Below are 14498 nucleotides of genomic sequence, written 5' to 3'. Positions count from 1 at the left end.
AACCAGAAGACCGGACAGCCGGTACTCCGGTCACTGACCGCGTACGACCACTGAACCCTTGGAATCAATCATCTAGGATGACCGCCATGGACGACACCTGGTTTGCCGGCGTGGCCGAGTACCACGAGCTGTTCATGGGCGCTGCCTGGCAGCGGCTCATGACCCACATCGAGCCCGCCGTCGCCGAGGCGGTGGGCACCTCGGCGGGCCCGATCGTCGAGTTCGGGGCCGGGTCGGGCATCGGCACAACACACCTGCATGAGCGGTTCCCGCATGCCGATCTCATCGCGTGCGAACCCGATGCCATCATGCGCACAGTGCTCTTCGGCCGGCCCGGCGCCGGTGCCCGGATGCGCGAGCGTGTCACCGTCGTTCCGCTGCCGGTCGCAGGCGAGCACGCTGCGGAGCTGCGCGCCCAGCTGCCGGCACCGGGCAGCGTGCCGGTCATCCTCGTCGCCCATGTCCTCGGCATCCTCGACGCCGAGGCCCGGGCTCTGCTGTGGCAGCTCATCGCCGAAACACTCAGCCCCGCCGGCATCGCCCTCATCACGGCCGGCTCCCCGCACACCGACGACCCCGAGGATGCCGATGCCCAGGCGGCCGCAGACCCGCCGAAGGTCTTCACCGAGGACATCACGGTCGGTGCGCACACGATCACCGGGGAGTACCGACGCGAGAACGGGCACATGCAGGTGACCTACACCCAACGCGATGCCGCCGGCGGGCTGCTGCGACAGGTGAGCACTCCGCCGCGGGAGATCGCCGCCCCGCTGACGATCGAGGACTACCGGCGTGAAGCAGCCGCCTGCGGACTCCAGTCTCAGGTGGTCTCGGGCTATATCCTCAAGCTCAGCCGTCAGCCTCGCTGAACACTGCGGCGAACGCTGCGTGGATGTCAGGGGAGAAGAGGACGAATCGCACCTCATCGATGCCGTCCCAGTCCTGGACATTGCACGCCTGCCCGGCTGCCGCGGCGGTCTCGGCAGCCGACCAGCCGTAGACACCGGCGCCGATGGCCGGGAACGCGACCGTCGCGGCTCCCACGCGCTGCGCCTCGCTCAGGCTCGCCGCATAGCAGGAGACGAGCACCTCAGGGTCGGTCTGGCCGGCATGCCGGTTCGGGCCGACAGTGTGGATGACCCAGTCGGCCGACAATCTGCCCGCCGGGGTCGCAATCGCCTGGCCGGCCGGCAGGCCCTCGGGCAGCTGCCCGGCCCGGACCTGCCGGCAGGCCCCCAGCAGTTCCGGCCCGGCCGCCCGGTGGATGGCCCCATCGACCCCGCCCCCGCCGAGCAGGGAGGAGTTGGCGGCATTGACGATCGCGTCGCAGATCTCTGCGGTGATGTCCCCGGTGCGCAGGGTGATGCGCATAGTGCGGCAGCTCCTTCGATCAGGCGGCTGTCAGCGAGACGGAGCACAGCCCGCCGTTGACGTCGTACTCGGTGCGCACTTCGGTCGACTCCAGGCTGAACACCTCGGCGCCGGCCGTGCTGTCCTCGAACAGCGCATGCACCCGCTGCGGGGCACCGAAGGTCTTGTGCACCTGCGCGGCATTCGGTCGGCACCACCAGGACTCGACGAGCCAGGACGGCACCACGATGCCGTTGAACGCACCCGTGCGGTCGTAGACGAGACGCAGCTCCACCTCGGCGAGGGTGCCGGAGGCGAAGAGGAACTCGACACCGGAGTTGATGAAGGTCCACCACACGCAGTCGTCGGCTTCAGTGCGCAGCGGATTCTCGCCGACCACGAGCATTGCTGAGAGGACGGCGATGTCATCGCAGCGGCGGCCGACAGCGCGACTGAGGGGAAGGATGTTACCGGACACGGGCAGCGCGTTCATGTGACACAGCTTACAGTCGCGGGCGCATGAACGGGGAGGGGCTCGACAGCGTGCCCATATCACGATTGCGTGACGATCGGCGACCCGGCCGGTCGGCGCTCTCACCGGCATGCGGGTTTTGGCTACGGTGAGAGCGCATTCGTGTCCCACTTCCCACCAGGTCACTGGAAGGACATCCATGTCTCGCAAGACCCATGCCCCGCTGCGCCGACGGCACCGCACCGTGCTTGCCGCAGCAATTCTCGCAGCCGCCGGGCTCACCGGTGTCGCCGGTCCCGCCGCAGCCCACCCGCCGGCCGATCCTCCGGTCGGCCACGACGTGTTGCCGCGCCCGCCGCTCAAGCAGATCGAGATCGATCCGCTCACCGGCCAGGTCATCGACACCAACCCGGCCGCCGACCCGCCGCTCAAGCCCGGTTCCGGGCTGCACGCGGGCAAGCCGGCCTTCGTCGATGTTGCCGTCGCTACCGTCTGGACCGATTCCTCCAGTCCGCGGAAGGTCGATCAGCCGGCGCTTTCCAACCCGGTCAGGCTCGATGAGTGGAACGCCAACCTCAAGGACACCGAGGTGCGCCGCGGGCTGACCGGCAAGACGCAGACCCAGGCGCTCTACGGCGACGAAGTCCGCATCCTCACGCTCACAAAGGACTGGGCGAAGGTCGCAGTGCGCTCGCAGTCCGACCCCGGCGCCAAGCACGGCTACGAGGGCTGGATGCCGCGCGCCCAGCTCGTCGGCAACCCCGACTTCGGCACGCTGCGCGGTGCAGCAGAGCTCGCCGTCGTCACGGCGGTCAAGACCGCTGTCAGCGACTCCCCGGGCGGCACGGCGATGAAGACCGTTTCGACGAACACAGAACTGCCGGTGCTCACCCGCGGTGAGGACTCCGTGCGCGTGCGCCTGCCCAACGGCACCACCGGCTGGGTCACGTCCGCTGATGTGCGCCTGCAGGCATCCGGCACCGGCGCGCCGAAGCCCAAGCCGGCAGACCTGGTCGACACGGCCAAACGGTATGTGGGGATCCGGTACCTGTGGGCCGGAACGTCCCAGTACGGCTTCGACTGCTCCGGGTTCACCTACGCGGTCTACCGCTCACACGGCATCGACATCCCGCGTGACTCCGGCCCGCAGTCGAAGGCCGGCACCAGCGTGAAGTCCTCACAGCTGCAGCCAGGCGACCTCATCTTCTTCGCCAACCGCGGCGGCACGGGGACGGTCCACCACGTCGGCATGTACATCGGCGGCGGGAAGATGATCCACGCCCCGAACGCCTCGAAGAACGTCGAGATCGTCGACTGGAAGAAGTGGGATCGCGCAGGCCAGTTCGCCGGGGCCAAGCGCTACCCCTGACAGTCTCTCAAAGCGCTATCTCTGACAGACGCAAGCGCACGCAGCAGGGCCCGGAACCGATCGGTTCCGGGCCCTGCAGCTGTGCGGAGAAGGATCAGACGTCCTTCTTCTCCAGCGTCTTCATGATCTCGTTGAGAGTCTTCGACGGACGCATGACAGCCGAGGCCTTCTCATCCTCGGGCAGGTAGTAGCCGCCGATGTCAGCGGAATCGCCCTGCACGGCGAGCAGCTCCTCATCGATCGTGTCGACGTTCTCACGCAGCTGACCTGCGATCTGCGTGAACGCCTCAGCCAGCTCGGCGTCCTCGGTCTGCTTGGCCAGCTCCTCAGCCCAGTACAGGGCCAGGTGGAAGTGGCTGCCGCGCGAGTCGCGCTCGCCGACCGTGCGCGAGGGCGACTGGTTCTCGTTGAGATAGGTTTCGGTCGCCTTGTCCAGGGTCGCTGCCAGCACACCGGCACGCTCATTGCCTGCACTGCGGTTGAGATGGCGGAAGCTCTCAGCGGTGGCGAGGAACTCGCCGAGGGAGTCCCAGCGCAGGTGGTTCTCCTCCAGCAGCTGCTGCACGTGCTTCGGGGCCGAACCGCCGGCACCGGTCTCGAACAGGCCGCCGCCGGCGATGAGCGGAACAACGGAGAGCATCTTCGCCGAGGTGCCGAGCTCGAGGATCGGGAACAGGTCGGTGTTGTAGTCGCGCAGCACGTTGCCGGTCACCGAGATGGTGTCCTCACCGCGGCGGATCCGCTCGAGGGAGAACTTCGTGGCGTCGACCGGGTTCATGATCTGGATGTCGAGACCGTCGGTGTCGTGCTCGGGCAGGTACTGCTTGACCTTCTCGATGAGGTTGCGGTCATGGGCGCGCGACTCGTCGAGCCAGAACACGGCCGGGGTCTCAGAGATCCGGGCACGGGTGACGGCGAGCTTGACCCAGTCGCGGATCGGCTCGTCCTTCGTCTGGCAGGCGCGCCAGATGTCGCCGGCCTCGACGTCGTGGCTCATGAGCACGGTGCCTGCGGAGTCGACGACCTCGACGGTGCCGGCTTCGCTGATCTCGAATGTCTTGTCATGGCTGCCGTACTCCTCGGCTTTCTGGGCCATGAGACCGACATTGGGCACCGAGCCCATGGTTGCCGGATCGAAGGCGCCGTTGGCCTTGCAGTCCTCGACGACAGCCTGGTAGACCCCCGCATAGGAGGAGTCGGGGATGACCGCGAGCGTGTCGGCCTCTTCTCCGTCGGGTCCCCACATCTTGCCGCCGATGCGGATCATCGCCGGCATCGAGGCGTCGACGATGACATCGCTGGGCACGTGCAGGTTGGTGATGCCCTTGTCGGAGTTCACCATCGCCATCTCCGGGCCGTTCTCCAGACCCTTGTCGATGCCGGCGCGCACACCCTCGGCCACCTCGGCCGGGAGCTCATCGAGTCCGCTCAGGATCGCACCGAGCCCATCGTTGGGACTCAGGCCGGCGGCGGCGAGCTGCTCGCCGTACTGCTCGAACACCTCGGGGAAGAAGGCCTCGACGACATGGCCGAAGATGATCGGATCAGAGACCTTCATCATCGTCGCCTTGAGGTGCACGGAGAACAGCACGCCGGCGTCCTTGGCGCGGGCGATCTGATCGCGCAGGAACGCATCGAGTGCCGAGGCCTTGAGGAAGGTCGCGTCGACGACCTCGCCGGCGAGCACCGGAACCTCCTTGAGGGTCTCCGTTCCCGAGGCGGTGCGCAGGCGGATCGTGAAGGTGTCGTCCTGCTCGGCGACGACGGAGAGCTCATTGGAGCGGAAGTCATCCTTGCCCATCGTGGCAACGGCGGTCTTCGAGTCAGCCGACCATTCGCCCATCGAGTGGGGGTGCTTCTTGGCGTAGTTCTTCACCGCCTCCGGTGCGCGGCGATCGGAGTTGCCCTCGCGCAGCACCGGGTTGACGGCTGAGCCCTTGACCTTGTCATAGCGGGCGCGGACGTCCTTCTCCTCATCCGTCGCCGGCTCCTCCGGGTAGTCCGGGAGCTTGTAGCCCTTGGCCTGCAGCTCAGCGATGGCGGCCTTGAGCTGCGGGACCGAGGCGGAGATGTTCGGCAGCTTGATGATGTTGGCCTCAGGCTGCTTGGCCAGCTCACCGAGCTCAGCGAGAGCATCAGGAGCCTTCTGCTCCTCGGTGAGGTAGTCGCCGAAGAGCGCGATGATGCGGCCAGCCAGTGAGATGTCACGGGTCTCGACCTCGACGCCGGCCATCGTGGCGAAGGCTTCGAGGATCGGCTTGAACGAGTACGTCGCCAGCATCGGCGCTTCATCGGTATGCGTATAGATGATCTTTGACATAGTCAGTGACGTCTCCAGATCGCTAGGGGTTATCTCTGTCAGTCTACTCAGCGACCCAGGCGGCGGCCTAACCCCCTCGGGCATGACACGAGTGCGATCGCCCACGCCCGACCGGTGGCCTGGCGGTTCGTACTATCCTGTTGCGCGGGGTGCACCCGACCCCGCCGCCGCCAGGGAAGATCCGGTGACGGCTGAGAGCCAGCACAGGGGAGGAGACCGCGATGGCGAAGCTGTACTTCCGCTACGGCGCCATGAATTCGGGCAAGTCCACCGCCCTGCTGCAGGCGGCCTACAACTATGAGGAGCGCGGCCAGCGGGTGCTGCTGGCCAAGCCGCGCATCGACACGAAGGGTGCTGACGAGATCGTCTCCCGGTTAGGCGTCACTCGCACCGTCGACTTCCTCATCGACGCTGATGCCGATGTCGAGCAGCTCTTTGCCGACACCGCCGGCTACGTCGACCACGATGCGCTCATCGAGAGCCTGGAGATGCCCGTGCAGCCGGTCGCGTGCCTGCTCATCGACGAAGCCCAGTTCCTCTCCGACAGCCAGGTTGATGACTGCCTGCGGATCGCAACGCTGCGCAACGTGCCGGTCATGGCCTACGGCATTCGCACTGACTTCCAGACCCGCGCCTTCCCCGGCTCAGCGAGGCTGCTGGAGATCGCCCACACGCTCGAGGAGCTCAAGACGATCTGCCGGTGCGGACGCAAAGCGATGTTCAACGGCCGCCAGGTCGACGGCGAATTCGTCTTCTCCGGCGATCAAGTCGCCATCGACGGGATGGACGTCACCTACGAGTCGCTGTGCGCCAACTGCTATCTCGCCCGGTCCGGGGGAGTGCTCGGCGCTGGAGGCTGAGCCGGCCACCGCCTCGGCGACGGCTAACGATCCGGACACGCCTGCACCCTGCGGTACCGGTGCGTGAGCCCCTTCACTATTGTGGAAGCTGAACGTTCCGTGTGAAGGAGGAGGTTCGCCCATGGCGATCCCGCAGCTGTCCTACTCGATCGTCCACGACCCCGGCCCCGAAGCTCCCGTCCTCATCCTCGGCAACGCGCTGGGCACCACCCGCGAACTCTGGGCTGGTGTGGCCTACCGGATGGCCGATGACTACCGCATCGTCACCTTCAACCTGCCCGGCCACGACCCCGCCAGCCACACCGCAGTCGACCTCGAAGCCGAGCTCGCCGACCTCACCCTGGCCGACATCGCCGCCGGCGTCATCGCCATCGCCGACGCGGTCGGCGCTGAGACCTTCCTCTACGCCGGCGTGTCGATCAGCGGCGGGGTGGCCATGCAGCTGGCACTCGACCATCCCGACCGCCTCACCGCTGTCGCCGCCCTGTGCGCGGCCCCGAAGTTCGGCGACGCCGAGAGCTGGGACGAGCGCATCGCCGCCGTCCGGGCTGACGGCACCCGCAGCCTCATCCCCGACACCGCCGACCGCTGGTTCGCCGCCGGATTCCTCGACGAGGACAACCCGGCAGGCCCGATGGTCTGCGAGATGCTCGGCAACGTCCCTGACGCCGGTTACATCGCCTGCTGCCAGGCGCTGTCGCGCTTCGACATCACCGACCGCATCTCCGACATCTCCATCCCGATCCTCTTCGTCGCCGGCGCCCAGGACATCGGCAACCCGCCGGAGTCGATGCGCGCCCTGGCCGAACAGGTCGAGGCAGGTGAGGCGACCGTCATCCCGGATGCCGCCCACATCGTCGTCGCCGAACACCCCGACCTCGTCTGCGATGCCCTCACCGCCTTCTTCTCCCGCACCGAGCACCGCAGCTGACACGCCCCGTCCACCCGCCCCATCCATCTGCCTGTCCACCCGCCCCATCCATCTGAGGGAATGACCCCGATGTCCGAGAACAGACCAGCTGGCGAACACGCCTCCCACTACTCGCCGCTGCCGCATACCGGCAGCAGCGAGCAGAATATGCTCTCACCCGGTGAGCGGGCGGAACCGTTTTCGAAGTCGACGAACTACACCCGCTGGATCGGCATCCTCGGCGGGCTCGTGCTCGCGGCCATCATCTGGTTCGTCATGCCCGAAGAGGTGCCCCACGGCGCCCGCGTCACCGCCGCCACAGCCAGCGTCATGGCCGTGTGGTGGATGACCGAGGCGCTGCCGATCCCGGCGACCGCACTCGTCCCGCTCGTCGTCTTCCCCCTCCTCATCCAAGGCACCGAAGAGGCCCCGGTCACCGTCTCCTCAGTCGGTGCGAAATACGGCTCCGACACGATCTTCCTGTTCATGGGCGGATTCCTCATCGCCTTGGCGATGCAGCGCTGGAACCTCCACCGGCGCATCGCCCTCATCATTCTGTCGTTCATGGGCGAGCGCACCGGCGCACTCATCGCCGGCTTCATGATCGCCACCGCATTCCTGTCGATGTGGGTGTCGAACACCGCCACCGCCGTGCTCATGCTGCCCATCGGCCTGTCCGTCCTCGTGCTCGTCAACGAAGCGATGTCGAAGGCCGGCGACGACACGCTCGAAGACTCCGAGAAGGCCGACGACGACGCCACCGGCACCGACGGCATCCTGCAGTCGCGCTTCGGCACAGCCCTCATGCTCGGCATCGCCTATGCCGCCTCGATCGGCTCGGTCGCCACGATCATCGGCACCCCGCCGAACACTCTGCTGGTCGGCTACCTGCGCGAGAACCAGGACATCAACATCCAGTTCGGGCAGTGGATGCTCGTCGGCACCCCGGTCGCGATCGTCATGCTCATCGTCGCCTGGTTCGTGCTCACCAAGATGTTCTTCAAACCCGAGATCGACCGGATCCCCGGCGGCCGCGACCTCATCCGCCGCGAGATGGACAAACTCGGCCCGGTCTCCCAGGGCGAATGGCGGGTGCTCACCCTCTTCGTGCTCGCCGCGGTGTCGTGGATCTCTCTGCCGATGATCTTCGAGGACCCGCCGATCGACGACGCCGGCATCGCCGTGACCATCGGCCTGCTGCTGTTCTTCATGCCCGCCGGCCATGCCCGCGGCGTCAGGCTGCTCGACTGGGAATCGGCTGTCGAGCTGCCGTGGGGTGTGCTGCTGCTCTTCGGCGGCGGCCTGGCGCTGTCGGATCAGTTCACCAAGACCGGCCTGACCGACTGGATCGGCGAGTCGGTCCAGGCGCTGGACTGGGTGCCGCTCGTCGCGCTCGTCGTCATCCTCGCCGCCGGCATCATCTTCCTCACCGAGATCACCTCGAACACCGCAACCGCTGCGACGTTCATTCCGGTCGTCGCCGGTGTCGCGATGGGCCTGGGCTACGATCCGCTGCTGCTGACGATCCCGGTCGCCCTCGCTGCCACCTGTGCGTTCATGCTCCCGGTCGCCACCCCGCCCAACGCGGTGGCCTACGGCTCGGGCTATGTGCGCATCGCCGACATGGTCAAGGGCGGTGTGGTGCTCAACGTCATCGGCATCGTCATCATCTCCATCGTCACCATGACGATCGCGGTGGGAGTCTTCTCGATCGCCTTATGAGCGTGAGGTCCGTCATGCCCTCAGCTTGCTGCCGTTAGGGTGAGGGCATGGCGAAGCTCTTCGAACCGATCACCCTGCGCGGGCTCACCGTCCGCAATCGCGTCTGGCTGGCACCGATGTGCCAGTACTCCTGCGAGAACCGCGACGGCATGCCCGGGCATTGGCACCTCGTGCACCTCGGCGCACGCGCCACCGGCGGCTTCGGACTCATCCTCACCGAAGCAGCCGCCGTGCTGCCCGAAGGGCGGATCTCACCGCAGGATGCCGGCATCTGGTCCGATGCCCACACCGAGGCATGGGCCCCGATCGTCGACTTCGCCCACAGCCAGGGCGCGGCGATCGGTGTGCAGCTCGCTCATGCTGGCCGCAAAGCCAGCACATACCGGCCATTCGTCGGCGAACCCGCCGGCTCCGTTCCCGAAGCCGACGGCGGCTGGGCGACGGTCGGGCCCTCGGATGTGGCATTCGAAGGGCTGGCAGAGCCGGCAGCGCTGAGCCGGGAGGCCATCGCCGAGGTCGTCGAGGCCTTCGCAGCCGCCGCCCGCCGGGCTGACGCGGCCGGTTTCGACACGGTCGAGATTCACGCCGCCCACGGCTACCTGCTCCATTCCTTCCTCTCACCGCTGTCCAACGTCCGCGACGACGAATACGGCGGTGACCTTGCTGGCCGCTCCCGGCTGCTCATGGAGGTCTACACCGCCGTGCGTGAGGCCTTCCCGGAGGACAAACCGGTGCTCGTGCGGATCTCGGCCAGCGAATGGACCGACGGCGGCTTCGACGTCGCCGAGGCGACCGAGGTCTCCATCACCCTGCAGGACGCCGGCTGCGATCTCATCGACGTGTCCTCCGGCGGCAACGTCATCGCAGACATCCCCGTGGGCCCGTCCTATCAGGTGCCGTTGGCCGCGGAGATCGCCGCCGCTGGTGTCACCACTGGTGCCGTCGGGCTCATCACCGAACCAGCGCAGGCCGAGGGCATCCTGGTCTCCGGAGACGCTGACGTGGTGCTGCTGGCCCGGGCAGGTCTGCGTGAGCCGGCCTGGCCGCAGCGGGCCGCACACGCCCTCGGGCTCAACTGGCGCGACGCACCGTACCCGCCGCAGTACACCCGCGGCAAGTGGTGAGCCGCACGCGTCAGTTCTGTGACGGAGCCTTCTGCGCTTCCGTGCCGTCGGTCGTCTCGGCGGTGAGCTGCAGACCGGCGACACCGGCGATGATGAGGACCAGACAGGCGATCTTGCCCGGCCCGAACGCCTCACCGAGGACCGCGGACCAGGCAGCTGTCGTCGCGGCGCCGACTCCGGTCCAGATCGCATAGGCGGTGCCCATGGGAATCGCCCGCATCGCATAGGCCAGGCCGGTGAGTGAAGCCGCGAGACCGGCGAGGAAGAGGGCTCCGCGGCCGGGGTGCAGCACACCGGCGGCCAGCATGCCCGCCCAGATCGCCTCGGCCATGCCGGAGAAGATGAGTGCCAGCCAGTATTTCGTCATGACAGCACCTGCAGTCCGACGACACCGGCGATGATCGCCGCAACACAGGCGATGCGCACGAGGTTCAGCCGTTCAGTCCCGCGCAGCGCGCCGAGGGCCAGGGTGGTGACCGCACCGACGGCCACCCAGACGGCGTAGCCGGAGCCGACGGGCACCTCCTGCAGGCCCCAGGCCAGACCGGCCATGGAGACGACGGCTCCGATGACGAAGAGGGTCAGACGCGGCACGATGCGCAGATGGCCGGCGGCCAGGGCGAACGCCCACATCGCCTCGAACGTGCCGGATGAGATGAGAACAGTCCAGTGCATGATGAGAAAGCGGCCGTCTTTGCGCTCGGCGGGTACGGCTCCCTCGTCCGCTGGCACTGTCGGTGCCTGCTGGCCACCATAGCACCGCTGCCGCTCGCCGGCAGGGTGCGCACGCCCGGTGAGACCCGTATGCGGTGGGCACCGTTCCCGTTAGGCTGGAACCTGAGCCGTCGCCGGCAGCCGCCGGCGGCACACCGGAGAAGAGGAGATCGCCATGGACCTGCAGCTGACCGATGTTTCCCTCCGCTCGATCGCCGTCTCGGAGATGAGCAACAACGTCTATCTGCTCACCTCGGCCACGACCGGCCAGCAGGTCATCATCGATGCCGCTGAGGACGTCGAGGCGATCGAGTCGCTCGTCGACGCCGGCGCCGAGGCGGGGCCCGCCGATGCCGCCCACGTCACCGATGTGCTCACCACCCACCGGCACTGGGACCACGTCCGTGCCCTCAAGCCGATCACCGAGCGCTACGACGCCCGCACGATAGCTGGCGTCAACGACGCTGAGGCGATCACCGAGGAGTCCGGCCAGACCATCGACCAGCCGGTCGCCCATGGCGAGACGCTGTCCTTCGACGGCTTCGCGCTCGACGTCATCGAGCTGCGCGGCCACACTCCCGGATCGGTGGCCTACGTGCTGCGCGACTCCGGGGGAGAGGTCGTCATCTTCTCCGGCGACAGCCTGTTCCCCGGTGGCCCGGGAAAGACGTGGAGCAGCGAGGACTTCGCCTCGCTCATGGATGACCTGGAGGAGCGGATCTTCGGCCAGTTCGGTGACGACACCCACGTGCTGCCCGGCCACGGTGATGCCACCACGATCGGTGCTGAGCGGCCGCAGATCCCCGAGTGGCGCACGCGCGGCTGGTGAGGTTCAGCGCACCTGCAGGCTGATGATCGCCGCTGCCGCCCACGCGGCTGTCAGCAGCAGTGCGGCGATGACACCGGTGTTCCACTGGCGCTGCGGCGTCGAGTCTTCGAGCACCGGATCGGCAAGGAATCCGCGTTTGTCCAACTCGGCGTGATAGTCGACGACAACGATGATGAGCGGATTCGCGTTGTCGCGTGCACGCGCACCAGCGGAGGGACCCGGAGGTGCCTGCCGCGAGGTGGGCAGGGCTCGCTTCATCGCCCGCGGCATCGCCCACGCGGATTCCTTCGTCCCCCAGCGCGTGGTGACCGCCAGCCCGTAGCGCAGGTCGAAGTCATCAACGGCCGGCCAGGGGATCGGCGTGGTGCGCAGGATGTTGACGAATGCCATTCCTGCTGGGGAGATGTCGACGCGCGGGTGCCAGTACAGCGCCCAGACCAGTGCCGCGCCGAAGACAGGGATGCCTGCCAGCAGCAGGGCGGTCAGGGGCGGGAACTGGAAGGCGATGCTCACGGCTGCGACAACGGCGACGCCGAAGGCGGCCCCGGCGAGAACACGGGCACCGGCCGGCCGCAGTGTGCCCTCCTCGGGGAAGCGCGGCGGCCCGGAGCTCGGGCGATTCAGCAGCGAGAACATGACCTCCACCCTAATCGAAGACCAGGGCGGAGCTGCGCTGAGCGACCATGCCGAGTCACGTCGCTGGAATGCCGGCAGGCCTGCCTCGGGAAGGGCCGAACAATGCAAGTTCATGCAGTGATCTGCACAACATGCATCCCACCACTCATCGACGTCTCAAATCGGTAACGATAGGCGTTATTTCCCGGATTGTGGACTCCGTCACACGGTCGGGTGGCCTAGCTTTGGTTGCAATCCACACTTCACTCATGAAGTGCTCACCTGGCAGTCATGATTGTCATGCTGTCAGGTGAGATTGCGATTACCGATAGAAGGAGACGACGTGAAAAGAGGCATTCTCACCGCAGCTGCCGGTGTGGCGGCGTCAGCACTGCTGCTGTCCGCCTGCACACCCCCCGGTGGCGGCGGTAATGAAGGCGACGGCGGAGGCGGCGGCGAAGTCAGCGTCATGTGGAACCAGCCGTTCTACTCGATGAACAACAACACTTCGGCGACCAACAACGTCACGAACGCCAATGTCGTGTACATGATGAATGACGCATTCAAGTACTACGACGAGAACCTCGAGCTGCAGGACAACACCTCGTTCGGCACGGTCGAGCAGGTGTCTGAGGATCCCCTCAAGGTCAAGTACACCTACAGCGACAACGCCAAGTGGTCCGATGGAACCCCGGTCGACGCTGCTGACCTCGTGCTCGCCTGGGCTGCTCGGAGCGGCAACTTCAACACCACCGAAGACGCGAAGCGCGACGACGAGGGTGCTGTTGAGGATGCCGGCGGCGACGTCTTCTTCGACGCCGCAGAGCCGGGCCTGGCACTGATCAAGGACTTCCCGGAGATCTCCGAGGACGGCAAGGAAATCACCTTCGAGTACAGCAAGCCCTACGCTGACTGGGAAGTCAACCTCACGGTCGGCGACTCCGGTATGCCGGCGCACATCGTGGCGAAGAACGCCATCGACACCGAGGATCCCGAAGAGGCCAAGAAGGCCGTCCTCGATGCCATCGAAAGCAAGGACAAGGGCCAGCTCGCGAAGATCGCCGAGTTCTGGAACACCGGCTTCAACATGACCTCGATGCCGGAGAACGAGGATCTCCTCGTCGGCTCCGGCCCGATGAAGATGACGGACTTCAGCGAAGGCCAGTACCTCACCCTTGAAGCACGTGACGACTACGAAGGCGACCGCAAGCCGAAGATGTCGAAGATCACGATCCGCTACAACGAGGATCCGATGGCCGCTGTCCAGGCACTGGAGAACGGCGAAGTCCAGCTCATCAACCCGCAGTCGACCGCTGACGTCCTGCAGGCCGTCGAGGGCATCGACGGTGTGGAGAACAAGACCGCTGACGGCGCCACCTACGAGCACGTCGACCTGACGTTCGACAACAACGGTCCGTTCGACCCGGCCTCCTACGGCGGCGATGAGGAGAAGGCCAAGCAGGTCCGCGAAGCCTTCCTCATGTCGATTCCGCGCGGCAAGATCGTCAACGACATCGTCAAGCCGCTCAACGATCAGGCTGAGATCCGCGAATCGTTCACCCAGGTTCCGGGCTCGCCGGACTACGACAAGGTCGTCGAGGCCTCCGGCATCAAGAACACCTACGGTGAAGGCAATGTCGAAGAAGCCAAGAAGATGCTCGAAGAGGCCGGCGTCGACGAGGCTCCGAAGGTCCGCCTGCTCTACGCGAAGGGCAACGCCCGCCGCGAGCAGGAGTTCCAGCTCATCAAGGAAGCTGCTGATCAGGCTGGCTTCGAGGTTATCGACAATGCTTCGGAGACCTGGTCTGAGGAGCTCGGCAGCGGTGAGTACGACGCCTCGCTGTTCGGCTGGCAGTCCACCTCGACCGCTGTGACCGAGTCCGATGCGAACTTCCGCACCGGTGGTCAGAACAACTTCGGCGGATTCTCCAACGACGAGGTCGACAAGCTCTACGACGAGCTCCAGACGGAGACCGACCCGGCTCGCCAGGCCGAGATCCTCGGCGAAGTCGAGAAGGTCCTGGTCGATGAGGGCTTCGGCATCACGCTGTTCCAGTTCCCGGAGATCGTTGCACACTCCGATCAGCTGCAGAACGTCAAGCCGATGACCGTGTCACCGACCATGTTCTGGAACTTCTGGGAGTGGGAGATGTGAGCTAGAGGCTCTCATCACTGAGACCTCAATGCTCTGACCGGCGGGGGGGGGGGGGGGG

At 66.6% G+C, this 14498-nt stretch carries 14 protein-coding genes and 1 riboswitch; of the genes, 8 read left to right on the top strand and 6 right to left on the bottom strand.

What is annotated here, in order from left to right; all coding sequences use genetic code 11:
* The first annotated feature begins 86 nt into the window (after window positions 1-86).
* Window positions 87-869 (top strand): class I SAM-dependent methyltransferase, encoded by a 783-nt coding sequence (locus tag H9634_RS06450; protein ID WP_191725878.1) that lies wholly within the window; start codon window positions 87-89, stop codon window positions 867-869.
* Here the strand turns inward: H9634_RS06450 and H9634_RS06445 are convergent.
* Window positions 850-1371 carry an O-acetyl-ADP-ribose deacetylase gene (locus H9634_RS06445; RefSeq protein ID WP_191725877.1) on the bottom strand — a complete coding sequence of 174 codons (522 nt, stop codon included), beginning with the start codon at window positions 1369-1371 and terminating at the stop codon, window positions 850-852. The two genes, H9634_RS06450 and H9634_RS06445, sit on opposite strands and share 20 nt — an antisense overlap.
* Window positions 1372-1390: 19 nt before the next feature.
* Window positions 1391-1843, bottom strand: a complete 453-nt coding sequence (locus H9634_RS06440; protein ID WP_191725876.1) for a hypothetical protein — start codon at window positions 1841-1843, stop codon at window positions 1391-1393.
* A 178-nt stretch (window positions 1844-2021) separates the two neighbouring features.
* Here H9634_RS06440 and H9634_RS06435 point away from each other — a divergent pair, with 178 nt between their 5' ends.
* The gene (locus tag H9634_RS06435; RefSeq protein ID WP_191725875.1) at window positions 2022-3191 is read left to right on the top strand and encodes a C40 family peptidase; all 1170 of its coding nucleotides are present in this window, start codon (window positions 2022-2024) and stop codon (window positions 3189-3191) included.
* 94 nt (window positions 3192-3285) lie between these two features.
* Here H9634_RS06435 and H9634_RS06430 read toward each other — a convergent pair whose 3' ends face one another.
* Window positions 3286-5511 (bottom strand): NADP-dependent isocitrate dehydrogenase, encoded by a 2226-nt coding sequence (locus tag H9634_RS06430; RefSeq protein ID WP_191725874.1) that lies wholly within the window; start codon window positions 5509-5511, stop codon window positions 3286-3288.
* Between the two features lie 221 nt (window positions 5512-5732).
* On the opposite strand from H9634_RS06430, the gene H9634_RS06425 reads away from it, so the two are divergent.
* From H9634_RS06425 to H9634_RS06410, 4 genes are all read left to right on the top strand, one after another.
* Window positions 5733-6371 (top strand): thymidine kinase, encoded by a 639-nt coding sequence (locus H9634_RS06425; RefSeq protein WP_191725873.1) that lies wholly within the window; start codon window positions 5733-5735, stop codon window positions 6369-6371.
* A gap of 121 nt (window positions 6372-6492) precedes the next feature.
* Window positions 6493-7302 (top strand): alpha/beta fold hydrolase, encoded by an 810-nt coding sequence (locus H9634_RS06420; protein WP_225210652.1) that lies wholly within the window; start codon window positions 6493-6495, stop codon window positions 7300-7302.
* 69 nt (window positions 7303-7371) lie between these two features.
* Window positions 7372-9003, top strand: a complete 1632-nt coding sequence (locus H9634_RS06415; protein WP_404801675.1) for an SLC13 family permease — start codon at window positions 7372-7374, stop codon at window positions 9001-9003.
* 47 nt (window positions 9004-9050) lie between these two features.
* A complete protein-coding gene (locus H9634_RS06410) occupies window positions 9051-10127 on the top strand; it encodes an NADH:flavin oxidoreductase/NADH oxidase (RefSeq protein ID WP_191725871.1) in 1077 nt (358 codons plus the stop codon).
* 10 nt (window positions 10128-10137) lie between these two features.
* Here H9634_RS06410 and H9634_RS06405 read toward each other — a convergent pair whose 3' ends face one another.
* Both H9634_RS06405 and H9634_RS06400 read right to left on the bottom strand, forming a co-directional pair.
* Window positions 10138-10494, bottom strand: a complete 357-nt coding sequence (locus H9634_RS06405) for a DMT family transporter (RefSeq protein WP_191725870.1) — start codon at window positions 10492-10494, stop codon at window positions 10138-10140.
* Window positions 10491-10802: a DMT family transporter gene (locus H9634_RS06400; protein WP_191725898.1), complete on the bottom strand. Its 312-nt coding sequence runs from the start codon at window positions 10800-10802 to the stop codon at window positions 10491-10493. Before H9634_RS06400 ends, H9634_RS06405 begins: the two co-directional genes overlap by 4 nt.
* Window positions 10803-10808: 6 nt before the next feature.
* A riboswitch (guanidine-III (ykkC-III) riboswitch) is annotated at window positions 10809-10874 on the bottom strand.
* Between the two features lie 142 nt (window positions 10875-11016).
* Between H9634_RS06400 and H9634_RS06395 the strand changes: the two genes are divergently transcribed.
* Entirely contained in the window at window positions 11017-11670 is a 654-nt protein-coding gene (locus H9634_RS06395; RefSeq protein ID WP_191725869.1) for an MBL fold metallo-hydrolase, read from the top strand.
* Between the two features lie 3 nt (window positions 11671-11673).
* Here H9634_RS06395 and H9634_RS06390 read toward each other — a convergent pair whose 3' ends face one another.
* The gene (locus H9634_RS06390; RefSeq protein ID WP_191725868.1) at window positions 11674-12306 is read right to left on the bottom strand and encodes a PH domain-containing protein; all 633 of its coding nucleotides are present in this window, start codon (window positions 12304-12306) and stop codon (window positions 11674-11676) included.
* Between the two features lie 322 nt (window positions 12307-12628).
* Here H9634_RS06390 and H9634_RS06385 point away from each other — a divergent pair, with 322 nt between their 5' ends.
* The gene (locus H9634_RS06385; protein ID WP_191725867.1) at window positions 12629-14440 is read left to right on the top strand and encodes an ABC transporter family substrate-binding protein; all 1812 of its coding nucleotides are present in this window, start codon (window positions 12629-12631) and stop codon (window positions 14438-14440) included.
* The last annotated feature ends 58 nt before the right edge of the window (window positions 14441-14498 follow it).

Origin of the sequence: Brevibacterium gallinarum, assembly GCF_014836885.1 — a bacterium.
GTDB classification, from domain to species: domain Bacteria; phylum Actinomycetota; class Actinomycetes; order Actinomycetales; family Brevibacteriaceae; genus Brevibacterium; species Brevibacterium gallinarum.
This window is presented reverse-complemented; position numbering and strand designations above follow the sequence as displayed.